Raw genomic sequence first — 23,722 nt, forward strand, 5'->3', positions numbered from 1 at the left:
TACCACCAGGCGGTGCCCGTGGTCGTCACCGAGCTGGAGCGGATCACCGCCGACCCGGCCGGGGCAGCGGGCAGGGTGTGGCGGCGGCTCGGGCGTGAGGAGTGGCAGACGTTGAGCGAGGCCCTGGACAACCCGGACGGCGAGCGGCTGTACCGGGTGGAGGTGGAGCAGTCCCGCAGGCGCCAGGCGGAACGAGAAGCCGCCGAACGTGAGGCGAAGCGGCCGGTGTGCGCCCGCTGCGGGACGAAGTTTACCGACGAGCGCTGGCAGTTGATCGTGCAGACCTCATGGCGTAGCACCGGGGATGACCTGTGCGGGCCGTGCCGCCAGCAGGACATCGACCGTGCGGAGGCGGAGCGCGTCGCGCGGCGCGAGGCGGAGGAGTCTGCGGCGCGGGAGGCGGCCGAAGCGAAGGCGAAGAAGAACCGCGGCCTGTTCCGCCGCCGGTAGACGAGGGCAAGCCCAAGGGGACCCTGGGTAAACCACTCTCGGACGGCGGCTTGCCCACACCGGCCGGGGCGCGCTGAGGTGGGCAAGCCCGGCCGGGATATCCCGGCCGGGGACGCCAAGGAGGATCCGGTGCGCAGTTTCGAGACGGGCCAGACGGTCGTGCGACGCGATGTTCACCGCTCCGGCCGGGTGTGGAGCGAGCAGGCGCTGCGGGTCCTCACCGACGCCGGCGAGGCGCTGGTGACCGCCTGCGCGCCCGGAGCACAGGCCCGCTGGCCCGCCCTGTACGCGCAGGCCCGCACCGAGGGGGACCGCTCGGTGCGTACGGAGGCGTTCGACGCGATGGCGACGGGGGAGTGGGAGCTCGAGGGAGCGGTATGGCAGGAGACCGACCTGCTGCTGTGGAAGCCGCCCACGTCCTGGTTCAGCGTCAACGCCTTCTTCGTACCCGACGGGGACGGGCGCCGGCTGCGGAACTGGTACGTCAACTTCGAGCACCCCACCCGCCGCGCCGAGGCCGGGTTCGACACCCTCGACCTCGCCGTGGACCTGGTCGTCGCGCCCGACCTCACCCGCTGGGAGTGGAAGGACGAAGACGAGTATGCCCACGTGCGGCGCCTTGGCATCGTCTCCGACACCGAGCACCGGGCCGTCGACACCGCTCGCAGCGAGGTCCTGGCGATGCTCACCGAACGCTCCGGCATCTTCGCGCAGGCGGACCGGTGGGCGGCCTGGCGGTGGGATCCGGCTTGGCCCACGCCGTGCCTGCCCCTGCCGGTTGCCACGACGCGACGCTAACGCGGTCGGTGCTCTACGTTCCCGCCCGCTCGGTCCCGCGACCGCGTCTCCAACCGGGAGACCAGTGCGGCTGGGCGGAGAGGATAGTCACCATGATCTTTCATCGAGCCCGGCCTGTCCGTACGCAACGGCTTCACCGGAGGGCCGCTCGCCGACGCCGCGCTGTCCCGTGCGGCCCGCGCCGGGCAGCTTCTCGACGAACTGCAGGAGCAGGCGCCCACGATGACCGACGGCCAACTGCGCGACGGCATGTACCGGGCGCTGCGCCGCTTCACCCAGGAGCAGCCGCCCACGTGCCAGATCGACAGCATCACCGCGCTGATCCGCCGGGGAGTGCGCATCGACTGGCCCGTCTCCGACCGTCTGCCCTGCGCCTGATACCCGTCCTGCGGGAGGGCACCCCCGCGCCCTCCCGCAGGACGGGAGAGGCCGAACTATCGGTCGCCGCCGGCCTTCCGCTGTCGGCGGTGGCTGGGAGGCTGGTCGGATGAACGAGGGTGACGAGCAGCTGCTGCGCGGCCGGGTGTACGGCCACGACCACGACGGCCCCAACCCGGGCCCGCTGCCGCACCAGACGTACGCCGCGCTGGTCGGCGGCCCGCTGGACGGCCTGCTGCTCGACATCACGGGCTGGCGGCCGGAAGAGATAGACGACGGCGTCGCCCTGATGACCGAGCTGGGGCGGTGGCCCGGCGGCCGGGCGTTGTACGACCCGCGCCCCGACGACCCGCGCCCATCGGGCGGCCCGGGTGTGGTGTGCCGCTTCTACTACTCCGGCGACACGCCCTGACCCCGGCCGCCGGCCTCGGCGCCCGGCCTGCCCTCGGTCAGCTGGCTGGCGGTGTTCTCGATCCACAGCAGCGCCCACTCGACTCCGGCCCGCCACCCGGGTTCCGCGCTGTCGTAGCGGCCTTCGGCGTCGGCGCGGATGTTGGCGGCGAGGGCGCGCAGATCCTTCTGCAGTCCCTGCCGCTTGGCCGCATCCATGGCCTGGATCATCTCGTCGGTGATGTCACCGGGTCGCAGTGCGCTCATCGCCCCACCTTGGACGATGTCCCCCGCCGCTGGCCATATCTCCAGGGCGCTGACCTGTGACCTGCAGTGGCGATAGCGTCCGGCCCCATGACCACCACCGACACGATCGCGGCCCTGGCTCTGGCCGTCGCGGTCGTCGCTGCCGCTGCCGCCATCGGCTCCTGGAGGGCCGCGCGCAACGCCAACGGGGCTGCACAGACCCTGTCCCGGATCGAGCAGCAGCGCCTGCACGCTGATCTCACCCCGCACTTCCGCTGCACGGTCGTGGCTAACGAGGCCCGCTCCACCGCCATGCTGCGAGTCCACCTCGAAGGCCCGCCCGGCCTGCTGTCCCACGGCGCCATCGAGATCACAGCGTCCCTGCGCAACGACAACCCGCACCGGGGCGGCGGGCCCCAGCTCGCAGGTGCCCCGGCTCCCGAAGAGGTCCGCGCCCACGTCTGGGGGCCGTGGAAGTTCAGCGCGGACGGCCGCGACGACACCGGCCGGACGGTCGCTCCGCAGCAGCTGGCGATCGGCGAGTGGACGCGATACGGCCTCACCCCCACCACCCCGCCACCGTGGTCGACGACCAACACGCACGACTGGCAACGCGACTACGCGAACGAACCGGTACGCCTGAGCATCACCGCCAGGTCCAAGGGCAGTGAGTGGATCGTGCCGCTGGAAGTCCCCGTCACCATTGAGGGCACCTCGTGACCACGGCAGGTCAGGAGTCGGTGATGTGGTCGAAGCCGCTCAGCATCGGCGTCAGCTCCTGAGCACACCCGCACAGCGCGCACAGCCGCGTGCCCGGGTTCTCCGCGACGTTCAGCGCCTGCTCCACATCGAGCAGCGGCGCCCCCTGCGGCGCTTCCTCGCAGTCCGGCGCGTGCAGCACACCACGGGCCGGGCCCTGTCCCTCGCGCGCCTTCGCCAGCACCCAGCCCGAAGGCCGGCGCTCCCCGAGGACCTCACGGACCATCGACTTCGGCGCAGGCGGAAGGGGCTCGGTGGGGACCTGGTCGTAGTCGACGCCGTCGACCGGCCGCACGTGGTCGGGAGCCCGGACCCACACCCGGTACTCCGCCGTCTCCACGCCGCCGTCCTCGAGGTCCCGGTACGACGGCAGTCCCACGAGGTACACCCACCCGTTCTCGGTCTGCCGCCGCCTCCACAGCCGTGCCACGACCTCCTGCTCCGGGTGCCCGAGCACCGGGTCGGCGGGCAGCACGACTCGCACCGGCACCGGCCGGGCTGCGTCGTCGGAGGGCGAAGTCACGGCCCCACCGTAAGCAGCCGGGCCCGCCCCTACCGCAGGAGTGGGCCGGCGCGCGCCTGCGCCGTCAGCGGCGCTTCATGCCGATCCCGGACGCGACGTCCTCGGACAGGCTCTCGTACGGCAGGCCAGCCTTCTCCACGATGTCGACGAGGACCTCGTGCTTGGCGTAGTGGGCGGCGTCGGTCAGCCCGGCCTCCAGGCGGGCCAGGCGGCGCAGGAAGCGTTCCATGTCGACCGTGCCGCCCTCGCGCATCGCTTTCCAGACGCGCGCGTACTTGGACGCCCAGTCCTCCAGGGTGGCGCGGTCGCCGTCGAACAGGCCGTCGTCGTCCAGCTGGCCGCGCTGTTGGACGCTCATCGGCCGAAGCCGGTGGTGGCGGGCGGCGGAGGGCCGCTGGTACGCCCAGATTTCCGCGCCGCTGCCTCCGGAGTCGACCACGACCGATCCGACCAGCAGGTCGAAGGCGTCCTCGATGGCGGCCGCGGCCTTGTCGATGTCGCTCGCCGGGCGGCGGGTGACCAGCTGCACGTGCCCGACCCAGCCGTCCGCGTGCTCCAGCACCTCGAGCACCGCGCCGGGCAGCGGCCCGCCGGGCGAGGCGATCTCGCGGTCCCAGATCTCCTGTACGTCCGTGTCCCGCTGGTCCAACTGGCTGCGCCTGCCCGGCTGTTCGTGCTCGGCCATCGGTCCCTCTTCCCCTAGATCGGTCCTGCATCTCCTGTTGTACCGACTGCGGCTCACAGGCGGAGCGTCTGCGGATTTTCGGTCCGGAAAGTTATCCACTGTGACGACGCAGGACTGTTGGCAAGAATCGGTGCAGGTTGCCTGCGGTTACGGGGCTATGACGCCATGTGGTTGGCACGGGTGACGCAGGTTAGTTGGCAACCCGTGATCACGGCTTGTGATCGTTCATGGGTTGAGGTGCCGCCACATCCAGGCGATGTCCGGGTATGGGGGCGGGGTGAGGTCGTCGGGGTCCCATAGGAGAGGCGTGGGGCTGGGGGTAAGAGTGGGTAGCGCCGGGGGGCCGTCATTGTCGCTGGTGGTTTCGGCTGTGAGGTAGCGGGCGCTGGTGGCGGTGAAGTTGACGGTGGCGGGAATCCACTGGGGCAGTTCGGCGGCATAGCGGGCGACGGCGGGCCGGGGGTCCTGCAGGAGTCGTTGTTGTAGGCGGAGCATGAGACAGAGGATGTGTTCGTAGAGTTCTGCGGCCTTGAGCAGAGCGGCGGCGGTGTCGAGGGCCTGGTCGGCGGCGAGGGCGGAGAAGATGTTGACCTCGCCGTCCTCCTGGGCTTCCTTGGCGAGGCTGCCGAGGTCGTTGATGATGATGCAGGGGTAGAACGCCGCCTGAGTGAAGGCCCGTACCAGCGGGTCGTAGAGTTCGGCTGGTGTCATCACGTACCCGGCGCCCGGCGCGGTGTAGGAGGCCAGGGCGCTGGCGCCGGCCTTCGACCAGCGCATGCGCAGGTACTCGCCGACTGTGGGGGCGGCCGTAGCGGCAGACTGCAGCGCGGCCTTCCACAACTGCCCGCCTAACCAGTGGGTGTTCTCGGCACGGAGAGCTGCCATACCGTCAGTTCCAAGGCACTCTTCCATCTGCTTCCGCAGGTCGCGCAGGCTGCTGAGGAACGGGTCAGCCGGCAATGGGGCGTCCGGCGGCTCGTACAGGACCCGGTTCGCCTCACCGGTCAGGGCGACCGCCCGGGAAAGATCGCTGGTGAGAGTGTCAAGATGGTCGTCCCACTTGAACGCCCAGTAGCTGTAACACGTCATGGCGGTCCCCGCCGCTTCGGTGACGAAGGGCATCCCGTGAGCGATGAGCCCACCGAGGTTCATGTGTGTCAGGCGGGAGCCGGGGGAGCACAGTCCCTGCTCGACAGCCCAGGCGGCGCCAGTTCCATCGAGCATCTGGCTGCCAGCCGGGTGCTCCCGCAGGGGCACCGGGCAGTACAGGTGCAAGCCCTCGGGAGGCAGGCTGCTCATGAGGCTGCTGAGAGTGGTCGTCATGCCGTGCCTCCACTGTGGGGGTCCTGTTCCGGTCTGCTGCAAGTCCTCAGTGATCACGGGCGGTAAACAGGCGGGCCAAGGCGACGAGTTCCGCCCCGGCAACCGGCTCGGGACCGGCGGCGTGCAGGCGCTCGAGGGCCAGCCTGGTGTGCCGTTCGCCCTCCTTCTTCGCCCAGGCGCGTCCCCCGGCCTGCTCCACCAGACGGGCCGCCAGTTCCTGCTCAGCGGGCGACAAGGGGCCTGGGCCTGCGTACAGCTCGCGCAGTTGGTGCGCGGCCGGCCCGTCGGCGCCCAGCGCGGCCGCCACGGGGAGGGACTTCTTGCGAGCGGCCAGATCGGAGCCGACCGGCTTGCCGGTGCGCCGGGGGTCGCCCCAGATACCAAGCAGGTCATCGACGAGTTGGAAGGCCGCACCCAGATGGGCTCCGAACGCCCGCAGGTGAGTGACCCGATGTTCGTCCCCACCGCCAGCCAGTGCCCCCAGCGCGCACGCGGCGGCTACCAGGGCGCCGGTCTTGCCCGCCGCCGTCGCCTGAACCTCCTCAACAGAGGGCCCGACCGTGTTCTCCATCTGGATGTCGGCGTACTCACCCTCAATCAGTTCCTGCTCAGCCCCGGTCAGTTCCCTCGCCTCAGTGGCTCGCAGCGAGGGTGGGCCCTGGTCGAGAACCTGCACGGCGAGGAAGAACAGCGCGTCTCCGGCCAGCACCGCGGCTGCGGTTCCCATCTCGGACCACACCGCCGGCCTGCCCCGCCGCAGCCGGTCCCCGTCGATGAGGTCGTCATGCAGCAACGAGGCGTTGTGCACCAGCTCCACCGCCACAGCCGCCGGTACACCCGCCGCAGTCTCGCCACCGACTGCCTCACACGCCAGCAGGGCAAGCGCAGGCCGCATCATCTTCCCTGCCCGCCCCTGCAGCGGCCTGCCGGAACTGTCCCACCACCCCAAGTGCACCCCCACCGGGCGCCGCACCCGCTCCGGCAACCGGCTCACCGCCTCCCGCAAACCCGGACCGGTCACCGAGACAGCATCGGACAACACCTGCCCCACCTCACGAACCGGGCGCATCAAGGGCTCCGCCGTCATCCCATACTCCCGCCAGTAGGCAGTACGACAGTCCGCCCGGTACGACAGACCACGACGACAACAGCTTCCATTGACGGGGCCGCGCCGCTGCGGCGATAGAGCGCAAATCGCGCCTTGGCTTGAACCTCGACACCGACCGCAGACGATCACACCACATCGCTCCGGAAAGTAACCACAAACCCACAAGGGCGACATTTGCCAACCAACGTGCTGACTTGCCAACTGAGATGCGTCGTCACATCCACAGATCGCAGGTCAGGGCCCACTTTTCGCCGCGTTCTATCCACAGGCAAGCGGCTTTACGGTTCGTGTCCGCTTCCGGGTGTGAGGTGCCGGGACGCACACCGAAAGGGCACGGCCGATGGCACAGACGAAGTTCGACAAGCAAGTGGAGGAGACCGCCGAGTCCCTCGTGTTCGGCATCGGCCGGTTCCTGGCCGGCCGGCCGATGGACGGGGTGAAGCGGACCGACGCGACGTTCTGGCGCTCGGGCACCAGGGTCCTGCCGAAGGTCGAAGGCCGCGTCTCGCGGTCCTCCTACCGGGCCGGGTGGAAGCGCCTGACCTTCCGTATCAGCGCGCTGGCCGCCGCCGGGGCGGGCGGCTACCAGGCCGGGTGGGTCCACCAGGACGCCACCGTCGCCACCGCCCAGCAGATATGGGCCGACCCCGATCCCGCGATCGCCGCGCTGGAGCAGACCGGGATCGCCGCGGCGTCGACCGCGGCCGTGGGGACCGCCGCCTACCTCACGCTGACCCGCAAGCGCCGGGAACTGATGCGGGAGTGGGTGCTCCCGCTGCACGAAGCCCTCGCGCTGCCGCTGCGCCTGCCGGAGCAGACCGACCCGCGCCGCTACCTCCACATCCCGCGCAACTTCAGCGAGGACGACGCGGTGATCCGCGTGGACGTGCCGGGACGCCTGGACTTCTCCAAGGACCTGGTCGTCGACATCATCACCACCAAGCTCGCCCTGGAGGGTGTCACCTTCTCCTGGCACCTGGCGGGCCGCGAGACGTACGTGACGGTGAAGAAGACCCGCAAGCCCCCGGCCAAGGCGGCCTTCAAGGACCCCAAGGTCCGCGAGATCGTGGCCGCCGCCAAGGAGTCCGCGCCCGTCATCGGGATTGGCTCCGCAGGGCGGATCGTCACCGTCGACCTGGACGCCGAGTCCCCGCACATCCTGGTCAACGCCTCCACGGGCGGCGGCAAGTCGGTGACCCTGCGGTGCATCGCCTGCCAGATGCTCCACCACGGCAGCCGCGTGTTCGTCCTCGACACCAAGCGGATCTCCCACCCGTGGGCGTCCGGGCTGCCCGGGGTCACGTACTGCCGCGACATCGCCGACATCCACGACCAGCTCATCGCCCTGGGCATGGAAGGCCGGCGCCGAACCCGCGTCGCCGACGACCTGGGCATCGACGCCGACCCCAAGGCCATCGGCCCGCGCATCTTGATCCTCCTCGAAGAGGTCAACGCGACGATGAAGCAGCTCGCCCGCTACTGGGAGAAGACCCGCGAGTCCGGCGACCCGAAGGTCTCTCCGGCCGTCGACGCGCTCAACGAGATCCTCTACATGGGCCGCCAGCTGCGCATGCACGTCCTCCTGGTCGCGCAGTCCGCCACCGCCCGCGCCCTCGGTGGCCCGGAGGTCCGCGAGCAGTTCTCCACCCGCATCCTCGCCAAATACAGCGTCAACGCATGGAGGATGCTCGCCCCGGAGGTCCACCCCGCGCCGAAGTCCACCAAACACCGAGGCCGCGCCCAGGTCGTCAGCGGCGGCTCCGCGCGGGAGACGCAGATCCTGTTCTTCACCGAGGCCGAAGCCCGCGAGTGGGCCACCACCGGCAAGAAGGCCGCGGCCGCCGACAGGCCCGTCCCGGTGCAGCTGCACAAGCCGCCCACCGACTCCCTCGCCGACGCCGGGCCCGCCACTGTCCCCGGCCTCCCGCCCGTCCCCGAGCAACTCGCGGGCGGGGACCGGCCCACCGACGCCCTGCACTCCGCCCCGGCCCCGGCCGCCGCGCCCGGCGAGCTCGCGTCCAACGCCACGGCGACGCCGCCGGCGACCTCGGCCCCCGTCGATGACGATCAGGTGGTGGGGCTCCGCGAGGCCGCCGAACACCACCTGCCCGGCATCACCCTGGCCGCGCTGCGCTTCGCTCGCGCCAACGACCCGGCCTTCCCCGCCCCGGCAGGCAAGCGCGGCGCCGAACTCCTCTACCGCGTCGGCGACCTCAAGAAGTGGGCCCGCAACCGGCCCCGTGCCGCCACCGGCACCACCGACCTCGACTGACCGGGCCCTGTCCGCTTCAGCCGACACGATCCACCCCCTGGAGAACACCCGGTTCACCAGGACCAGCACAGAAAAGGAACACCGCACCATGCAGTGGAACAAGAACAAGAGCACCCTCCCGAAGCTGCTGCGCCTCACCGACCCGGGCCTGCGCGAGCACCTGGCGGCGATACCGGCCTCCCAGGCCCTCATCGGCCTTGGAGCCGACGGGCAGCCGGTCAGCATCGACTGGGACACCGAATCGCCGCACGTCCTGGTCTGCTCCGCCACCGGCGGCGGCACCTCGACCGTCCTGCGCACCCTGGCCGCCCAGCTCCTGCACCACGGCGCGCACACCGTGGTCCTCGACTCCAAGCGGATCTCCCAGACGTGGGCCTCTGGCATCGACAACGTCACCTACTGCCGCGACATCGAGGCCATCCACGACGCCCTGGTCGGCCTCCGGACCGAACTGCAGCGCCGCATCGCCCACGGCGACCAGCACGGCGACTGCGATGACCTGCCGCGTCTGACGGTGCTGCTCGAGGTCGCCCACCACACGCTGAGGCAGCTGACCCGCTACTGGGACAAGGTCCGCCAGGCGAACGACCCGAAGACCTCCCCGGCCCTCGACGCCCTCCACGGGCTCCTCTTCGCGGGCCGCGCGGCCCGCATGCACGTCCTCCTCGGAGGCCCGCTCGACACCACCCCGCTGGGCGCCTTCGCCCGCGAGCAGTTCTCCACCGTGATCCTGGGACGGGTCACCACCCGCACCTGGGGCCGCCTCGCCCCGCAGATCCACCCCGCCCCGAAGAGCAGCACCCGCCCCGGCCGCGTCCACGTCGTCCAGGGCACCACCGCCCACCCGACGCAGGTCCTGCTCCTGACCGACACCGAAGCCGCCGACTGGGCCGCCGCCACGGCGGCCAGGAAGAACTGATCTGGAGGCGGACACACCACGGGCCCGGGGGCGCGGCCATGACATCCCCGGGGCCCGACTCCTGGAGTCGCGCTGTCCAACGACTGCGCGACTCCGCCGTTACGTCGTCGCCAGCTCCGGCACTTCGAGCGCCTCAGCGACTTTCCGGGCCATCGCGGCCACCTCCGGCGGGAAGCGGTCCAGCGAGCTGAGGTCGTCGCAGAGCCTGGCCCGCAGCCCGTGCAGACACGCCATCGTGAACAACACCTCCGGGGCGTCCTCGGGCTGCTGCGCCTGCTCCGCCTGGCGCTGCCCCCGCCCGTACATCGTCCGCACCGCCCCGATCTCGTCACTGCCCGCGGGTGCCTCCTTGCCCAGCAGTCCGTCCAGGTGCGCCCGGTCGTGGTCCTGGGGGCCGTTCGCGCGGTCCTGCTGCTGGCTGAGCTGGAGGTAGCCCCGCAGCGTCTCCGGGTTCACGCCGACGTCCTCGCAGTACGCGGCGATCAGCATGGCCACGCAGTTCATGGTGTCCGCCGCGTCCGTGGCCCGGTACAGCGTCATCCGCTTCCAGTCCCGGGCGACGTCCGAACCGGCGTAGCTCATGACCTCCTGGCAACGCTCGACGGCCTCGGACGTGAGCTGGTAGACGGCGCGGCGCATCGGCTCGGGCATCGGGGTGTGTTCCATGGCCCGCACGGTAGGGGGATTGCGCCTTCCGGCACCGCAGTTGCGGCCCCTGGTCACCCGTACAGCCCAGACACCGTCACGGCTGCCGGGGTGATGCGGCCTCATCGGCCGGGAGCGGCTTGAAGGAGAAGCTCTCGGCGGCCACTGGTGCACAGCGGCCGCCGCGAGCTTCGTTGCGGTCGGCCGGTGCCGACGGGGGAGGCAGCACCGGCCGACGATCAGGGAGAGGCCGTGGCGGTCGCCTCCGCAACAGGAGCGGTGTCTTGGAGCCGGTCCAGCCGCTCATACAGTGCGCGCAGCAGCCTGCCCCGATTCTGGACCCGGCGCAGCGTCCGGCATGGCTGGGAGAGACGGCCCTCGGCCTCACCCAGCACGATCTCGGCGAACAGCCGCCGACCGTCGTCCTGGGGGAGACGCTCGGCCCGCTCGCGTACATCGTCCGCGACCGCGTGCGCCGCCCCCGCGAGCAGGAAACCGACCTGTGCGTAGTCGTCGGGCTGCAGCGCCTGCGGGTCGGACCACGCCAGGACAGCCCTGACCAACCGCTCGTGGGTGGTGCGATCCAGCGCAGCTCTCCCTCGGACTGGCCCCCCGGGGCGTGGAGCACGGTGTAGCTCATGGGGTGGCCGCCTTGTCGTGTGCGGGCTCGGCGAGCCTGTGCAGGTGGGCCGCGAGCTGGTCGGCGCCGACGAGGGCGGGCGGCTGTTCGCGCGGGGAACTGACCCAGTGGGCCACCGCCGTGCCGTCGAACTCGCTCGAGGGGATGAGCAGCTGGTGCCCCCTGGAGAGCACGCGGACGCCGGGCACGCCGACGCAGGAGCTGCCGGTGCCAGCCGCCACCAGCACATACAGCACGTCCCGCAGATGGTCGGCGAGCACGGGATAGCCGCGGCAGGTTCCGGCGCGCAGTGCGGTGAGCGCCGCCAGGCCGGTGTCCATCGGGGTGATGGACACCGCGTCCCACAAGTCTCCGCAGGCCACCCACTGGGTGCGGTCCCTGGCGCGCTCCCACCGTGCATGTTTCTCGGCGGTGGGCTCGGCCAGCTCGTGCCACGTGGGCGCCGGGGTTTTCTTCTCGCTCTTCACCGTTGGGCCGGCGGATGAATTCGCCACGGCGCTCTCCCCTGATCAGTCGTCACGTCACTGTCCACGCAAGCAGCAGCGCGCAGCCGGGTGCGACGGCCAACCGATGAAAGAACGATGCAAGTCGGACCTGCGGGGTGAACTGAGGCCAAGGCCGGGGCAGGAGAACCAGGGGAGCGGTACGGTCGCCGCACCCGTCCGTCGCGCGGACCCGGAGCCGGTATGGCCGACCACCGCAAGCCCATCCCCAACACCCGGCTGCGGGCTGCCCGCGAACTCGAATTCCAGATGAGCCGCGGCGAGTTCGCCAAGAAGGTCAACGAGACGGGCAAGGCGATGGGCGAGAACGTCGCCTGCGGATCACGGCTGATCGCGGACTGGGAAGACGGAAATGTCGGCTGTCCCCGCGCCGTGTATCAGCGCATCCTGACCACGATGACCGGGCGCAGCATGGCCGACCTCGGCTTCAGCCTGCCCACACCAGCACTGCCCGTACTGCCCGCCGCCCCACCGCACGGGCTCCAGGAGGAGGATTCGGTGTACCGACGCGCCTTCCTGTTCGACGGCACGGGCACGATCCTGGCTCTGCCCCTCGGTAAGGGGCAGGCGCCGGGCAAGATCGGCGCCAGCGAGGTGCGTGCCGTCAAGGCGGCCGTGGTCAAGCTGTACGCCAAGGACCACGACCACGGCTCGGCGCCGTTGCGCCAAGCCGCGTCCGAGGCGCTGCACACCGCCTACCAGTGGCTGCAGTCGGGGACGCACACCAGCCGCACCGAGTCGAAGCTGCGCTCGGCGACCGGCGCCCTGTCGATCGCCGCCGGGTGGCTCTTCTACGACTCCGGCCGCGCCGGGGATGCGCACTCGCTGTACGGCGAGGCCCTCGCGGCCGCGAGGATCGCCGACGATCCCGAGCTGGAGGCGCACGCCTTCGGCTGCCTCTCCCTGCTGGCCAAAGCATCCGGTCGCCCCCGTGAGGCGATCTCCGCCGCGCAGGGCGCACAGACCGTCGCCCGCCACCTCGGCTCCCCGCGACTGCTCTCCCTGTTCCACATGCGCGAGGCCGGCGGCTGGGCGCTGATGGGCGACGCCGGCGCCGCGGACAAGGCGATCGTCCGCGCCCACACCCTCTACGCCAAGGGCCCTGCAGATGCCGACCCGCCCTGGCTCTCCTTCTACGCACCCGGCGAACTCGCGGGCCTGGAAAGCCTCGCCCGCGCCGACCTCGGCCAGCACGAGCGCGCCGCCGCCGGCGCTGAGCAGGCCGTCCTCCTGCACGGCCACGCCTTCGCCCGCAACCGCGCCCTGTACACGGCCGACGTGGCCATCCAACATGCGGTAAGGGACCGTCCCGAGCCAGAGGCTGCCGCCGAGGCCGCGGGCCGGGCCCTCGCGTTCCTCCCCGAAGTGCGCTCCGACCGCCTGCTGCAGTCCCTGCACAACGTCGCGGGCGCACTCCAGCGGCACAGCCGTGTTCCCGCGGTCGCCGACTGGATCGAGGAGTACCGCACCACCACCGCCACTGGAGGAGGACGGGCGTGAGCACCACCCGCACCGACGTCGTGATCCGCACCTACGGCCCCGGCCACATCCCGCCGATGCTCGACACGATCGCCGATCTCTGGGCCGACGCCCACCTTGAACTCGTCAACAACCCAGGCGCCTCCACCGACGGCCTGACAGCCCCCGCACTGCGCCGCCAGATCACCGGCCATCTCAAGCACGAGGGCTTCACCCTGGTCGCGGCGTACGCGCACGGCACCATGGTCGGCTTCGGCTACGCCTTCCCGTGCACCCCCGAGTACTGGTACGGCCTCGAGCTGCTGCCCGAGATCCCCGAGCACATCTGCGCGGGCCGCCTCATGGGCCTGTGCGAGCTCGCCGTCACCCCCGCCCGCCAGTCCCAGGGCATCGGCTCCCGCCTCCACACAGAGCTCCTCAAGGCCATCAACCCCGACTACGCCTCGCTCCTGGTCCGCCCGGACAACACCGCCGGGCGCACCCTGTATGAGCGCCTCGGGTACAAGTACGCGGGCCCTTATCGCAACGAACCCGGCGGCCCGGTCTATGACCTTCTCCTCCTCCAAGTCGACCGCGAGGCCACCACACAGTGACCACACGCACCCTGTACCTCATCGCCTGCGCCGCCCCGCCCACCCGACGCCTCCACGTACCCGTCCGCGCCGCCCAGGCGGCCGGTTGGGACGTGTGCGTGATCCTCACGCCGTCCGCGTACCGATGGCTCAACGAGGACGCCGAAGGCGAGATCGAGGCCCTGACGGAGCTGACCGGACACCCGGTCCGCTGGCAGTACAAGCTGCCCTCCCAGCCGGACGTCCTGCCCGCCCCGGACGCGATCCTCGTGGCCCCGCTCACCAACAACACGCTCGCGAAATGGGCCACCGCGATCAGCGACACCCTCGCCCTCGGCCTCATCACCGAGGGCATCGGCCTCGGCCTGCCGATCACCGCCCTGCCCCACTTCAACGACGCCCAGGCCGCACACCCCGCCGTGGCCGGCCACATCGCCTTCCTGCGTGAAGCGGGCGTCACCGTGCTGCTCGGGGAGGGCGGATTCGTGCCGCACAAGCCCAAGCACGGCGACCTCGACGCCTACCCGTGGCAGGCCGCCATCGACACACTCCCCGCCTGACCCCCGCTCGAGGTAGCACCGGCCCCGGAATCCCTCCTGGGAACCCGCAGCCGCCACATAGCCCACGGGGAACAACCCGGGACCCCAGGGCCTACACACTCCAGTGCGATGCCGCTGCTTAGGACCTACGGCATCGCACAGAGGTGCGTGTAGGCCCTGGGGCGCGATGCTGCTGGCCCGGAGCAGCGAGAGATCCCGGGTCGCTCAACGCGCCCGGGAATCCTGCCCGTCAACTTCGCTATTTGTCCGCCCGATAGAGCTTGATGTCCTTATTGACGAAGAGATGCACGTAGCCACACCGCCAGCAGATCAGTCCCGTAGCGCTCTCGTCGGCCCAGGCCACCTTGAAGAACTCCATACCGGTGCTGTTGAGCAAGACACTCCGCTCTCGGAACATGTCTCCCTGACAAACTTGGCAGGTCAGCCAGACGTCCCCCAGTGCTGCACGTACCGGCTTCGCCATTGAGCGCCCCCTGTCTTTGACATGTGAACGGAACGAGATTACGAGGCTGCATGAGCCGCTCACAGCCCGCGTGAGCACGCACCGAGGAAAGCACGTCCACCTGCACCACCTCGCGTGAGGCCAGACCGAAGGGGAGCCTCGGTGCCTCGCGCCACGACCGGTCGCACCTGCTGCGCTGAGCGCTGCGGCACACGTTGCACCAGGCAGTGCCCCTGGAGGCGGCGCTGCCCCGGACCCGGGCCAAGCGCTGGGACCCGGCGGACCGGGCCGGTACTGCCCACAGGGGTCCCCCAGGGAAGTAGTCGGCGCGCCTTGGACCCCTTGACCACGTGCTGTGACGTGCAGGTTTTCCCGTCCGTCCGTCAGTGATGAGGCGCCCTGGCAGGCTCCTTCGCCGCCCGGCCCTGCTGACCGCAGCCCGCGCTGCGCGTCCAGCTCGCCGTCGAACGCCTCACCGCCGCGACCGCCGAACCGCGGCCCGCCCCCATGGTCGGCCGCCGCACGCTCGGGCCGCGCACGCTTCAACGCGCGCGAGGCCGGCCACGGCACCGCCGCGTGGCGGACTCCTGGTGGGTCCGTGGCGGTGGTCATGACGGCGTAAACGGGCATGAGGCGCAACACCTAGCAGAGTGGGAACTCTTCGATCACGTCCCACGTGTAGTAGCCCAGGTCGGGGCGCTGGTGTTGGCTGACGAGGTAGAAACGATCGATGGTGACGTCGACCCGCTCGGGGCGGAGGGAGCGAAGTCCTCGGTTCAGGGGGCGGTCGTCGAAGTCGCCGTCCTTGACGTAGGCCAACGTCGAATGAGCCCACATCTTCGCTGGCGCCGGGCGCAGTTCGATGCCAGGCACCGACTCGGCCGCGGCCCGGACACGCCTGTTGAGCTCGGCCACGCCGGCCTCCGGGTACATGGCCACGGTCACGGCCGTGACACCTGGCCAGGTCGGGCCCATCTGAACGGTGAATGCGCGCATTCCCACGAGTTCGCGGCGGGTGGCGTTGATGAGCTGCTCGCTCTGCTCGGCAGTCGTCGGGTGGTAGAGCCCCTGGACTGTGCAGTGAAGCCATTCCTCGGGAACCACCCCCAGTTCACTGAAGCCGCTGAAGAGGTCGCGGTGAGCACGCGCGTAGGCGCGGTAGTTGTCGTGGCGGTTCAGCAGCACGAGGAAATGCAGGTAGGGGCCGGCGGCCCAGACGGACCGACGGGCAGGGCTGAAGAAGGTCTCCACGGTGCTTTGAGGGTCCTCTCAGACGAAGGCGGGGCGGTTGGCGGCCAAAGCCGGGAAGGAAGCGCGCCAGGGTACGCTCTGGGGCATGTCCTCCGTCACAGTCGCCCTCCCTGACCGAGCCGAACTGGCCCGTCGGCTCAGGGCTGTTGACGATGATCCGCACATAGTGGATCAGTTCCAGTCGAAGCTTCTGCACAAGGCCGGCCAGCAGCTGAGCAGTACGGGTGTCGCCGTCGCCCTGAGCCTGGCGTTCGAGGAGTACCGGCAGGAGCAGGACCTGCCGCCGGTGATCGCAACGGTGCTCTTCCGGCAGCTTGCCGACTATGCGCTGGCGATCATCGACGACCCGGTGGCCCGACGCGAGGCACTGGAGATCATCAACGCAGGGCTTCCTCCGGCGTAAAGAGCCTGATTTCAAACCCAGCCCGGTGACGGGTCTGCCGAGAGGCGCGTTGGGCCGGTATGGGTGGAGGTTGAGCGGGTGCGGGCAACGTTGGACGTGCGACCTGCGGTCACAGCCTCGGATCGCATGGCAGACCCGATCCTGAACGGGGTGTGCCGCACTATCCGCCGCAGGCGTGTCACGTGTAGAGGGGCTGCGTGTGCATCGTGTTCATCCCGGCTGATGAGTGGTGCAAGCCGCAGGTCAGGGTCGCGTTGATGCGGAGTTTGGCCAGATGAGCCCCGGGCTTCTGCTTTGTAGGAACGAACCAGTCAGGCCGCCTTGAGTGCTTCGCCTGGCCGTGGACGTGCTGCGGTGGGGTGGACGGGCTGGCGGGTGAGACGCCGGGTCATCAGCCTGATCGCTGCGAATCATCGCCTTGGAGCTCTCGGGCAGGCGCTTGTGGTCTCTGATCAGGCGTCGGGCGTGCCTCACCCATACCCAAGATCACGCCACGGTGGCCGGGAAGGTCTGACCCCGAGGCGGATACACCACGGGCCCCGGGGGATCGGTATCTCCCCGTGGCCTGGCACTGTCAGGGCAGGAAGTTCTTCTGCCACTCCAGCGAGTTCATGCTCAGCGCGGCGTCCGCGAGGGCCTTCGCGGACGGGGTCTTGAGCGAGGCGAGGCTGGTGTCGATCCAGTTCTGGGTGAGGCTGTAGCCCTGCTCCTGGTACTCGACTGCCTGCACCAGGCACTCCAGTTTGTCCGCGTCGCGGGCGACGATCGCCTCCGGGGTTTCGCCGGCCTCATACTCGTCGACCGCGCTCTGCACGCCGGTGCGGACGGCCGGGTGGGCGTTGGCGACCTGGTCGGCGGTCACCTCGCCGTTCGGCGCCGCGCGCAGGTACTTGCGGCCGATGTGCGGGATGTCCCCGATCCGGGTCTCCTGGGAGTCGTGGAACAGGCACATCAGCGCGACCCGGGCGGGATCGGCGCCTTCCATCATGGCGAGCACTGAGCCGATCACTCCGACGCGGAAGGAGTGTTCGGCGACGGATTCGGGGGCCTTGTTGCCGGTGAACCACCAGCCGGTTCGTGCGACGCGCTTGAGCACGCCCATCTCGGAGATGAAGCTCGCGGTGCCCCTGGTGGTGTCATCGGCCATGCGGTCCTCCGGTGTCAGCAGTTGTGATCGAAAACGTAGTGGACATGGGCCAGTTCGCACCGTGATCTCGCCGTCAGGGCTGCCCCGTCCAGGAGGAGGCCGGTCCGCTCGCGCAGCGGAGCGGCGATCGGTCCGGCGGCCTGGGACAGCCACGGGAACGCCGTCAGCAGCGCCCACAGCGAGTGCGCGTACAGGTCGGCGTAGCCGGGCGCCAGGTGCAGCCCGCGCGCCAGGCCGCGCAGCAGGGTGACGGGATCCCAGCCGGTGAGGTCGCGGTCGCGCATGAAGGTGTCGTCGGGCTGCGGCACGGGCAGCGCCCCCAGCCACAACGCCCAGTAGTTGAGGTTCGCGGCCTCCGCGGTGTCGTCGTCGGCCAGGGCGCGGTCGATGAAGTCGAGCAGCGGCTGCGGGTCTCCGAGCCGGGCGAGCGCCGTGGCGGTGGAGCGGGCCTCTGCCCAGTGCGGTGACCAGCCACGTCGGGCAAGGACATCGCGCCGCCGGTGCAGGGTGTGCGCGGTCCACGCGGCCGCGTCCGGCCCGTGGTCATAGGAAGCGAGATAGAGCGCCTGGCGGTGCAGCAGCGCGCCCGGCCCTCCCAGCGTCGCCGCGTGCTCGGTGGTGCCCCGCAAGTGGTCGAAGAACGCTGCTCGGTCCACGGCCGCCAGTTGCGGCGCAGCGGCGACCGGCCCGCGACGCGGCTTGGGCAACCGTCCGGCGAGCGCAGGCGGCACACTGCCGTTCAGCGCCCAGGCGAGCATGTGCGCGGTGTCCCGGGTGTGGACCCACCCGGCCAGCGGGTGCGGGCCGCCGACGTCGCCACCGAGGCCGGCCGCGATGATCCGGTCCGCGTCCATCGCCGCCTCCAGCCACCGCACCAGGCTCGCGTCCGCGCCCAGCGCCGGCAGACGCCGGCGCAGCTCCAGCAGCGCCCCGGCCCTCATGTTCGCCACAGGGCGCCGCCCCGACTCCCAGCCCTGCAACGTGTCCACGTCCACGCCCAGGACCTCCGCCATCGCCGCCTGGGTGCACGGGATCGACTCGCGCGCCAGGCGCAGCACGAAGCCGGTCACCGTACCTGCTGATGTCCGTCGCGGCCTGCCCATACCGGCCTGCTCCCCGGTCGCCCTACGCACCGAAACCCGTACTCACGGTCAGTCCTACCGCATCGGCAGCCGCCGTACGTTCGCCTTGTGGTCGAAGCCAGACGAACGAGACCGCGCACATCCCAACCCGCCCCCACAGCGAGGCCCCGATGAGCCACACGCACACCGTCCTGCACGACCCCGAGGGACGCTTCGAAGAGGAGCTCCCCCTCGATCGCGCAGCCCCTCAGTGCCTGGTGAAGGCGGTCCTCGCCTGGAAAGGCGACCCAGCTCTCGCCACGGCGGACTACGAACAGATCGCGCTGCTGCTGACCGGCGCCGCACGGTCAGTGGCCGGCGACGTACGCCGCGCCGCTGCCCGCCTGCCCACAGACCACCAAGCCCGCGCGCTGGCCGACGTCTTCCTCGAGGAAGCCGAGCGCCGCCTGTCCGGACCGCTGGAAGGAGCCGCGCGCTGCGTCCAAGGCCGCGCCCGACTCGTACGCGCCCTGTACGAACGCCTCGACCTCCTCACGGAGACCTCCCCGGTCCCCGTCCCCTGAGCCGTCGCGTACCCGGGCGTGACCACGGTCCCCGGGTACGCGGCGCCGGCACTACCCCGGCCCGCCGGGCCGGGCAGCACCGCTCGACACACGAGAGGGGCACCATCGTGAGCACGCTCATCCAGCCCGAGACCGTCGCGGCCCGCGCCCGGCAGATCCTCACCACCTGGAAGGCCGACGAAGAGTGGGCCCGCCTGTGGGACAGCTGCGCGAAGTACAGCAGCGACTGGGACGACTTCTACGGCTACCCGATCATCCTTGACTACGACGCGGTCGCCGACGCGCCTGCGCTGTTCACCGAGACCACCCGCCTCATGGCCCTCAAGGCCGCCATGTACGAGCTGACCGACGGGGATGAGAAGGCGGCCGAACTCGCCCAGCCGGTCCCGGTCGACGTCATGTCACACGCTCTCACCGCTCAGTTCACCGTGCTGTCCCGCATCCAGGAACGGACCGGTAGCCGATTCGTCCACGCCACCGACATGGAGGACGGGTTCGCCGGCGGCACCTGGAACCCGGGCGACTTCACCCACCAGGCGTACCGCGCCGCGTGGGGACCGGTGAACGAACGGTTCTGGATCGACGCCGACGAGACCGAACGGCGCCGCAAGGTCCTCGACGAGGTCTACGCCCAGATCGGTGTCACCGAGCGAGGAAGGAAGGCAGCCATCCTCTCCGCCGCCGCGGCATAGCCTCCGGCTCAGCGGCCGGGACCTCCTTCGGCGGAGGGGCGGTCCGGTCCGGCTCCAGCCCCACCTTGTGCGGGTGCACACAGGCCGGAGTCCGGTCGGCGGTGTACCGAAAGCCGTCGGCCGGATCGAACGGGCACTCCCAAGACGGCCGGTCGTACACGACGAACGCCTCACGCGGCAGCCGCTTCGACGGGCAGATGCCACACGCCGGATGATCCTCGCCCTGGGCGAACGGCTCACTCATAGCGGCACGGTAGCGGAGCAACGGCACCGGCCGCTGCCACAACCACACGAACGAGCGGCGCTCATCCCACAGCGACACTGGTGAGCGCCGTCGCCGCTCGACACGATCACGGACATCTGGTCCAACCCACACCTGGAGCCGGTCGACACCTCGGGCGCCTCCGCCGACGGCCTGTCCGCACGCTGATCGCCGCGTATGCGCAGGGCAGCATGGTCGGCTTCGGCTACGCCTTCCCGTGCACCCTCGAGTACGTGTACGGCCCCGAGCTGCTCTCCGAAATCCCCCAGCACATCCGCACGGGCCGACTCATGGGCCTGTGCGAGCTCGCCGTCACACCGGCCCGCCAGTCCCAGGGCATCGGCTCCCGACTCCACGCCGAACTCGTCAAGGCCATCGACCCCGACTACGCCTCGCTGCTGGTCCGCCCGGACAACACCGCCGGCCCAACCCTCTACAACCGCTTCGGCTACACGTACGCGGGTCCCTAGACAAGAAGGCCGTCGTGCGGTGACCACACGCACCCTCACCGATCCTGACCTGGCACCGGCGCGGCTACGTCTCCATGAGACGCACGTCACGTTCGGAGTGATGTCACGATCGCGGGCCCTCGCTGCACTCCCTTGATGTACGGGGTGCGCCGGGCACCCCGTGAAGAGGGAGGGGGACGGGTGCCAGAGACAGTGATCGGGTTAGTGGGTCTCGGGGTCGTGTTGAGCGGACGGCTTCTATACCGATGGATCTGCAGCCGGGCTCAGGTTCAGCTGGCCCGTGTGATCCAGCAGGGCACCAGCGAGCGCGTCCGGGGCCTGCCGCCGGGAAGCGTGGTTACCGAGCGCCGGGTCGGCGAGGAAGTACGCATAGAGATCGGGGCGGCGGGCGGGGAAGCTCATGGCTGACTTCGAGATTGATCTGGAGACCGCCCAGCTGGAGCTGGAGCCTCTGGTGCACCACAGGTACACGACCAGCCATGCCTCCGCCGACTCTGCGCCAGAGCCACGCGTTCCCGTCGCTCAGCCGCAGGGGCATGGCAGCGTCGCCCGGGTGGAGTTCGCCCAGTTCTACGAGCAGCACATGGCCAAGCTGATCCGGCACCTGATGCGACAGGGCGCCGGCGGCCATGAGGCAGCTGAAGCGGCTCAGGCGGCCTTCGCCGCAGCGTTCGTGAAGTGGGAGTTCATCGAGCACCCGGCCGCCTGGCTGCGCATGGTCGCCATGCGCCTCTACCTACGCCAGCCCGCCCGCCGCGAGGAACTCACCCAAGAGTTCCCCGAACTGCCGGGCGGCGTCTGCCCGCTGCGCTCGGTGGAACTCAAAGAAGAAGAAGCCCGGGTCTACGAAGCGCTCGCCGAACTACCGCCGATGCAACGCGCGGCGCTGGCCTGGCACTTGGATGGCTTCACCACCAGCGAGATCGGCAAAGTCTTCGGTATGACCCACGAAGCGGTTCGGCAGAACCTGAGCCGCGGCCGCGCCCGGCTGAAGACGACCCTGCTGAACGCGACCGACGGAGGCGGACGATGACGCACTTCGACAGCGATGCCGCACTCGATGCTCTGCTCGAGGTAGCGGACGACGCCGTACTGACCGCCGTGGAAGCGCGCCTAGACCTCGATACAGGCCGCGCCGCCCTGTTCGCCCTGGTGACCAAGCCCGAACGCGGAGACCGGCCGGCGGCGAGCTGGAAGTTCGGCCCGGACGGGACGGTCACCGACTTCGCCGGCATTCCGGTGGAGCCGATTCATCACCACGACGTCCAGGTGGAGGGAGACACGCTGCACTGGTCCTGCACGATCGACCTCAACAACCTGGTCAACGAGATTCTGGAACTGCTCTGCAAGATTGCGGATGACCTCGAGTCCCTCCAGCGCTGGATGGGCGCCATGTCCAGCGAGCAGCCGCTGGCCCCGGGCCGGGCAGAGACAGCTGCCACGATGCTCGGCTCCCTGGTCCTGGGCGTCCGAGAGCGGAACATGCACGAGGAGATGGCCCTCGGGCTGGTCAGCGCCGCCTTCGAGGAGACGCGGACGATGCGGACGGAACTGCGCAACGCCCACGCCCACCGCATGTTCGATGGCGATTGGTCCTGGGCCGACCACCAGTGCCGCCAGATCCTCAACTCCCTGGAGGCCGCTCAGCCCCTCGTGACGAAGCTGTTCGCTGACGATGGCGAGGATTCGCTCCCTCTTCCCCTCCCACTCGGATGACCAGCACGCACATGGCCTGGCACTCATCCACGCGGGAGCTCAAGTTCGCGCTCTGCCCGGGTCTGGGCGACGAACGGTGCCAGGAAGGCGTGCGCCTGCCGTTCGGCCTGGGCGTGTTCGTCGACGGTCAGAGCGCGCCGCGCGCACAGCTCGGTGACCTCCACCTCGTACGTGCGGTAGTCCGAGTCGGGCCGGGGCTGCTCGACCGCGTACCAGTGCCATCCATGCAGGGTGGAGCGCCACAGCTGCCGGTTCGCCTCCATGAGGCCGCCGAAGTGGTGCACGAACAGTTCGACGACGTCGCGGTCGAAGTCGAAGCGCGCCACGTCGCCTACCGCGCAGCCGGCGCACTCCTCCTGCGGCCCGGGGCACGGCGCGAGGTGGTACTCGTAGCGCGGGTACGTACGGCGCGGATGGGCCCGGCGCTGGCGGTAGGTCCGGCCGACACCGCGACGGTGGACCTCGATCAGTTCCTGGTCCTGGAGGCCGCGCACGGCCCGCCGCACCGCAGCACGCTGCGCGTCGCTCGGCTCGGTCACCTCGTAGACGACGCGGGCGAGCTGGCTGACCGAGGTCAGATTCGGAGCGCCGTCGAACCTGCTGCGCCCGGCGGGCTCACTGCGCAGATACGCGAGGACGGCCCGCTGAACCTTTCCCATGCCCCGTGACATGGCCCCAGGATTCCGTCACGGGCGCGCCCTGGGCAACGAGCGCTTAACGCCAGGCGGGAGCACACCGGCGTACGGGCCCATCAACCGCGTCACCGCCGGTACGGTCATCGTCACGGCAAGACGGCGCACACCACCGGACCCAGGGGGGCCAATGGGCGTGGAGAACGGACCGCAGAGCGTCCCGTGGGGCGGCGAGTGGCGACGGCACCTCCGCTCCGATGCCGAGACGGATCTCGTGCGCTCGTGGATGCGCCGTGTCGAATGCCCGACCTGCAAGGCGGCCGCAGGGCAGGCCTGCCGCACCAAGGGCGGCCGCCCGACCAACGAACACCGGGCACGCCGTGATGCCGTCGGCCCGATCCCGTACGCGAAGTGGCGAAAGGAGGGCCTCATCCCGGAGCAGCGGACGTACACGATTCCGGCCGTGCTCAAGGAGTCGGAGAAGGCCCGCGCCGACTTCAACGTGGACACCGCCCTGGCCGACGGTGTGGCGGTCGTCCGCATGTTCCTTGCCGACCGGCTCGGGTTGTTCCTCCAGGGCGAGGAGGCCATGGACCGCATCGACGACGCCGTGCGCAAGCTGATCGAGGTCCGCGGCCCGGTGGGGACGGCCGACGTGGTCACTGTCCTCGCTCACCAAGTCGCCTCGCTGCTGGCTGCGAGCGCCGGCCCCGACGGCGATCCGGAGGCCCTGTTCGACACGGTGATCCGTACGCAGGTCGACATGGCCCGCAAGATGCGGAAGAGCCAGAGGGAGCGCGCCGAGGGTTGAC

30 protein-coding genes are annotated in these 23,722 nt (G+C 70.4%); 17 read left to right on the forward strand and 13 right to left on the reverse strand.

What is annotated here, in order from left to right; translation table 11 throughout:
• Nucleotides 1-12 precede the first annotated feature (12 nt).
• From ACWDVB_RS35450 to ACWDVB_RS35465, 4 genes are all read left to right on the forward strand, one after another.
• Nucleotides 13-450, forward strand: a complete 438-nt coding sequence (locus ACWDVB_RS35450) for a hypothetical protein (protein WP_451518834.1) — start codon at nt 13-15, stop codon at nt 448-450.
• A 129-nt stretch (nt 451-579) separates the two neighbouring features.
• Nucleotides 580-1,248: a DUF402 domain-containing protein gene (locus tag ACWDVB_RS35455; protein WP_451518833.1), complete on the forward strand. Its 669-nt coding sequence runs from the start codon at nt 580-582 to the stop codon at nt 1,246-1,248.
• 222 nt (nt 1,249-1,470) lie between these two features.
• A complete protein-coding gene (locus ACWDVB_RS35460; RefSeq protein ID WP_451518832.1) occupies nt 1,471-1,626 on the forward strand; it encodes a hypothetical protein in 156 nt (51 codons plus the stop codon).
• A gap of 109 nt (nt 1,627-1,735) precedes the next feature.
• Complete coding sequence (locus tag ACWDVB_RS35465) at nt 1,736-2,038, forward strand: hypothetical protein (RefSeq protein WP_451518831.1); 303 nt, start codon at nt 1,736-1,738, stop codon at nt 2,036-2,038.
• Here the strand turns inward: ACWDVB_RS35465 and ACWDVB_RS35470 are convergent.
• Nucleotides 2,017-2,283, reverse strand: a complete 267-nt coding sequence (locus ACWDVB_RS35470; protein ID WP_451518830.1) for a hypothetical protein — start codon at nt 2,281-2,283, stop codon at nt 2,017-2,019. The two genes, ACWDVB_RS35465 and ACWDVB_RS35470, sit on opposite strands and share 22 nt — an antisense overlap.
• 87 nt (nt 2,284-2,370) lie before the next feature.
• Between ACWDVB_RS35470 and ACWDVB_RS35475 the strand changes: the two genes are divergently transcribed.
• Complete coding sequence (locus tag ACWDVB_RS35475; RefSeq protein ID WP_451518829.1) at nt 2,371-2,982, forward strand: hypothetical protein; 612 nt, start codon at nt 2,371-2,373, stop codon at nt 2,980-2,982.
• A gap of 10 nt (nt 2,983-2,992) precedes the next feature.
• Here the strand turns inward: ACWDVB_RS35475 and ACWDVB_RS35480 are convergent, their stop codons facing one another.
• From ACWDVB_RS35480 to ACWDVB_RS35495, 4 genes are all read right to left on the reverse strand, one after another.
• Nucleotides 2,993-3,511 (reverse strand): DUF6233 domain-containing protein, encoded by a 519-nt coding sequence (locus ACWDVB_RS35480; protein WP_451518851.1) that lies wholly within the window; start codon nt 3,509-3,511, stop codon nt 2,993-2,995.
• Nucleotides 3,512-3,608: 97 nt separating this feature from the next.
• Nucleotides 3,609-4,229 carry a hypothetical protein gene (locus tag ACWDVB_RS35485; protein WP_451518828.1) on the reverse strand — a complete coding sequence of 207 codons (621 nt, stop codon included), beginning with the start codon at nt 4,227-4,229 and terminating at the stop codon, nt 3,609-3,611.
• Between the two features lie 225 nt (nt 4,230-4,454).
• Nucleotides 4,455-5,552: a terpene synthase family protein gene (locus ACWDVB_RS35490; protein WP_451518827.1), complete on the reverse strand. Its 1,098-nt coding sequence runs from the start codon at nt 5,550-5,552 to the stop codon at nt 4,455-4,457.
• 46 nt (nt 5,553-5,598) lie between these two features.
• On the reverse strand, nt 5,599-6,639 hold the full coding sequence (locus tag ACWDVB_RS35495; RefSeq protein ID WP_451518826.1) for a polyprenyl synthetase family protein: 1,041 nt from the start codon (nt 6,637-6,639) through the stop codon (nt 5,599-5,601).
• A gap of 361 nt (nt 6,640-7,000) precedes the next feature.
• Here ACWDVB_RS35495 and ACWDVB_RS35500 point away from each other — a divergent pair, with 361 nt between their 5' ends.
• Entirely contained in the window at nt 7,001-8,932 is a 1,932-nt protein-coding gene (locus ACWDVB_RS35500) for a helicase HerA domain-containing protein (RefSeq protein ID WP_451518825.1), read from the forward strand.
• Nucleotides 8,933-9,020: 88 nt separating this feature from the next.
• Nucleotides 9,021-9,851 carry a hypothetical protein gene (locus tag ACWDVB_RS35505; RefSeq protein WP_451518824.1) on the forward strand — a complete coding sequence of 277 codons (831 nt, stop codon included), beginning with the start codon at nt 9,021-9,023 and terminating at the stop codon, nt 9,849-9,851.
• 99 nt (nt 9,852-9,950) lie between these two features.
• Here ACWDVB_RS35505 and ACWDVB_RS35510 read toward each other — a convergent pair whose 3' ends face one another.
• The 3 genes from ACWDVB_RS35510 to ACWDVB_RS35520 form a co-directional block, all read right to left on the reverse strand.
• Complete coding sequence (locus tag ACWDVB_RS35510; RefSeq protein ID WP_451518823.1) at nt 9,951-10,517, reverse strand: hypothetical protein; 567 nt, start codon at nt 10,515-10,517, stop codon at nt 9,951-9,953.
• A gap of 218 nt (nt 10,518-10,735) precedes the next feature.
• Entirely contained in the window at nt 10,736-11,059 is a 324-nt protein-coding gene (locus ACWDVB_RS35515; protein WP_451518822.1) for a restriction endonuclease, read from the reverse strand.
• Nucleotides 11,060-11,132: 73 nt separating this feature from the next.
• On the reverse strand, nt 11,133-11,630 hold the full coding sequence (locus ACWDVB_RS35520) for a hypothetical protein (protein WP_451518821.1): 498 nt from the start codon (nt 11,628-11,630) through the stop codon (nt 11,133-11,135).
• A gap of 192 nt (nt 11,631-11,822) precedes the next feature.
• Here ACWDVB_RS35520 and ACWDVB_RS35525 point away from each other — a divergent pair, with 192 nt between their 5' ends.
• The 3 genes from ACWDVB_RS35525 to ACWDVB_RS35535 are packed head-to-tail and all read left to right on the forward strand — an operon-like array spanning nt 11,823 to nt 14,250.
• Nucleotides 11,823-13,139 carry a hypothetical protein gene (locus ACWDVB_RS35525; protein ID WP_451518820.1) on the forward strand — a complete coding sequence of 439 codons (1,317 nt, stop codon included), beginning with the start codon at nt 11,823-11,825 and terminating at the stop codon, nt 13,137-13,139.
• Complete coding sequence (locus ACWDVB_RS35530; RefSeq protein ID WP_451518819.1) at nt 13,136-13,711, forward strand: N-acetyltransferase family protein; 576 nt, start codon at nt 13,136-13,138, stop codon at nt 13,709-13,711. Before ACWDVB_RS35525 ends, ACWDVB_RS35530 begins: the two co-directional genes overlap by 4 nt.
• Entirely contained in the window at nt 13,708-14,250 is a 543-nt protein-coding gene (locus ACWDVB_RS35535) for a flavoprotein (protein ID WP_451518818.1), read from the forward strand. The genes ACWDVB_RS35530 and ACWDVB_RS35535 overlap by 4 nt, the downstream gene beginning before the upstream one ends.
• A gap of 238 nt (nt 14,251-14,488) precedes the next feature.
• Here the strand turns inward: ACWDVB_RS35535 and ACWDVB_RS35540 are convergent, their stop codons facing one another.
• Nucleotides 14,489-14,713, reverse strand: coding sequence for a hypothetical protein (locus ACWDVB_RS35540; RefSeq protein ID WP_451518817.1), 225 nt, complete (start codon nt 14,711-14,713; stop codon nt 14,489-14,491).
• 621 nt (nt 14,714-15,334) lie between these two features.
• Nucleotides 15,335-15,943 carry a 2'-5' RNA ligase family protein gene (locus ACWDVB_RS35545; RefSeq protein ID WP_451518816.1) on the reverse strand — a complete coding sequence of 203 codons (609 nt, stop codon included), beginning with the start codon at nt 15,941-15,943 and terminating at the stop codon, nt 15,335-15,337.
• An 85-nt stretch (nt 15,944-16,028) separates the two neighbouring features.
• On the opposite strand from ACWDVB_RS35545, the gene ACWDVB_RS35550 reads away from it, so the two are divergent.
• Nucleotides 16,029-16,346 carry a hypothetical protein gene (locus ACWDVB_RS35550; protein WP_451518815.1) on the forward strand — a complete coding sequence of 106 codons (318 nt, stop codon included), beginning with the start codon at nt 16,029-16,031 and terminating at the stop codon, nt 16,344-16,346.
• A 574-nt stretch (nt 16,347-16,920) separates the two neighbouring features.
• Here ACWDVB_RS35550 and ACWDVB_RS35555 read toward each other — a convergent pair.
• Nucleotides 16,921-17,493: an HD domain-containing protein gene (locus ACWDVB_RS35555; RefSeq protein WP_451518814.1), complete on the reverse strand. Its 573-nt coding sequence runs from the start codon at nt 17,491-17,493 to the stop codon at nt 16,921-16,923.
• Nucleotides 17,494-17,507: 14 nt separating this feature from the next.
• Nucleotides 17,508-18,563: a helix-turn-helix domain-containing protein gene (locus tag ACWDVB_RS35560; protein WP_451518813.1), complete on the reverse strand. Its 1,056-nt coding sequence runs from the start codon at nt 18,561-18,563 to the stop codon at nt 17,508-17,510.
• A gap of 182 nt (nt 18,564-18,745) precedes the next feature.
• Between ACWDVB_RS35560 and ACWDVB_RS35565 the strand changes: the two genes are divergently transcribed.
• From ACWDVB_RS35565 to ACWDVB_RS35585, 5 genes are all read left to right on the forward strand, one after another.
• Nucleotides 18,746-19,138, forward strand: coding sequence for a DUF6415 family natural product biosynthesis protein (locus tag ACWDVB_RS35565; RefSeq protein WP_451518812.1), 393 nt, complete (start codon nt 18,746-18,748; stop codon nt 19,136-19,138).
• Between the two features lie 107 nt (nt 19,139-19,245).
• Nucleotides 19,246-19,830 carry a hypothetical protein gene (locus ACWDVB_RS35570; RefSeq protein ID WP_451518811.1) on the forward strand — a complete coding sequence of 195 codons (585 nt, stop codon included), beginning with the start codon at nt 19,246-19,248 and terminating at the stop codon, nt 19,828-19,830.
• Between the two features lie 324 nt (nt 19,831-20,154).
• Nucleotides 20,155-20,562, forward strand: coding sequence for a GNAT family N-acetyltransferase (locus ACWDVB_RS35575; protein ID WP_451518810.1), 408 nt, complete (start codon nt 20,155-20,157; stop codon nt 20,560-20,562).
• A gap of 400 nt (nt 20,563-20,962) precedes the next feature.
• A complete protein-coding gene (locus tag ACWDVB_RS35580; protein ID WP_451518809.1) occupies nt 20,963-21,595 on the forward strand; it encodes an RNA polymerase sigma factor in 633 nt (210 codons plus the stop codon).
• The gene (locus tag ACWDVB_RS35585; RefSeq protein WP_451518808.1) at nt 21,592-22,278 is read left to right on the forward strand and encodes a hypothetical protein; all 687 of its coding nucleotides are present in this window, start codon (nt 21,592-21,594) and stop codon (nt 22,276-22,278) included. The genes ACWDVB_RS35580 and ACWDVB_RS35585 overlap by 4 nt, the downstream gene beginning before the upstream one ends.
• Nucleotides 22,279-22,301: 23 nt before the next feature.
• Here the strand turns inward: ACWDVB_RS35585 and ACWDVB_RS35590 are convergent, their stop codons facing one another.
• Nucleotides 22,302-22,937 carry a hypothetical protein gene (locus ACWDVB_RS35590; protein ID WP_451518807.1) on the reverse strand — a complete coding sequence of 212 codons (636 nt, stop codon included), beginning with the start codon at nt 22,935-22,937 and terminating at the stop codon, nt 22,302-22,304.
• 163 nt (nt 22,938-23,100) lie between these two features.
• Between ACWDVB_RS35590 and ACWDVB_RS35595 the strand changes: the two genes are divergently transcribed.
• On the forward strand, nt 23,101-23,721 hold the full coding sequence (locus ACWDVB_RS35595) for a zinc finger domain-containing protein (RefSeq protein ID WP_451518806.1): 621 nt from the start codon (nt 23,101-23,103) through the stop codon (nt 23,719-23,721).
• Nucleotide 23,722: the final 1 nt, after the last annotated feature.

This window comes from Streptomyces sp. NPDC003379, assembly GCF_053589195.1.

Excerpts from the sequence above, each read along its gene's own strand:
- ACWDVB_RS35465 (WP_451518831.1), top strand. The coding sequence starts at position 1,736 with ATGAACGAGGGTGACGAGCAGCTGCTGCGCGGCCGGGTGTACGGCCAC.
- ACWDVB_RS35475 (WP_451518829.1), top strand. The coding sequence starts at position 2,371 with ATGACCACCACCGACACGATCGCGGCCCTGGCTCTGGCCGTCGCGGTC.
- ACWDVB_RS35510 (WP_451518823.1), bottom strand. The coding sequence starts at position 10,517 with ATGGAACACACCCCGATGCCCGAGCCGATGCGCCGCGCCGTCTACCAG.
- ACWDVB_RS35495 (WP_451518826.1), bottom strand. The coding sequence starts at position 6,639 with ATGACGGCGGAGCCCTTGATGCGCCCGGTTCGTGAGGTGGGGCAGGTG.
- ACWDVB_RS35595 (WP_451518806.1), top strand. The coding sequence starts at position 23,101 with ATGGGCGTGGAGAACGGACCGCAGAGCGTCCCGTGGGGCGGCGAGTGG.
- ACWDVB_RS35550 (WP_451518815.1), top strand. The coding sequence starts at position 16,029 with ATGTCCTCCGTCACAGTCGCCCTCCCTGACCGAGCCGAACTGGCCCGT.
- ACWDVB_RS35500 (WP_451518825.1), top strand. The coding sequence starts at position 7,001 with ATGGCACAGACGAAGTTCGACAAGCAAGTGGAGGAGACCGCCGAGTCC.
- ACWDVB_RS35525 (WP_451518820.1), top strand. The coding sequence starts at position 11,823 with ATGGCCGACCACCGCAAGCCCATCCCCAACACCCGGCTGCGGGCTGCC.
- ACWDVB_RS35555 (WP_451518814.1), bottom strand. The coding sequence starts at position 17,493 with ATGGCCGATGACACCACCAGGGGCACCGCGAGCTTCATCTCCGAGATG.
- ACWDVB_RS35590 (WP_451518807.1), bottom strand. The coding sequence starts at position 22,937 with ATGGGAAAGGTTCAGCGGGCCGTCCTCGCGTATCTGCGCAGTGAGCCC.
- ACWDVB_RS35565 (WP_451518812.1), top strand. The coding sequence starts at position 18,746 with ATGAGCCACACGCACACCGTCCTGCACGACCCCGAGGGACGCTTCGAA.
- ACWDVB_RS35485 (WP_451518828.1), bottom strand. The coding sequence starts at position 4,229 with ATGGCCGAGCACGAACAGCCGGGCAGGCGCAGCCAGTTGGACCAGCGG.
- ACWDVB_RS35580 (WP_451518809.1), top strand. The coding sequence starts at position 20,963 with ATGGCTGACTTCGAGATTGATCTGGAGACCGCCCAGCTGGAGCTGGAG.
- ACWDVB_RS35460 (WP_451518832.1), top strand. The coding sequence starts at position 1,471 with ATGACCGACGGCCAACTGCGCGACGGCATGTACCGGGCGCTGCGCCGC.
- ACWDVB_RS35585 (WP_451518808.1), top strand. The coding sequence starts at position 21,592 with ATGACGCACTTCGACAGCGATGCCGCACTCGATGCTCTGCTCGAGGTA.
- ACWDVB_RS35470 (WP_451518830.1), bottom strand. The coding sequence starts at position 2,283 with ATGAGCGCACTGCGACCCGGTGACATCACCGACGAGATGATCCAGGCC.
- ACWDVB_RS35540 (WP_451518817.1), bottom strand. The coding sequence starts at position 14,713 with ATGGCGAAGCCGGTACGTGCAGCACTGGGGGACGTCTGGCTGACCTGC.
- ACWDVB_RS35490 (WP_451518827.1), bottom strand. The coding sequence starts at position 5,552 with ATGACGACCACTCTCAGCAGCCTCATGAGCAGCCTGCCTCCCGAGGGC.
- ACWDVB_RS35505 (WP_451518824.1), top strand. The coding sequence starts at position 9,021 with ATGCAGTGGAACAAGAACAAGAGCACCCTCCCGAAGCTGCTGCGCCTC.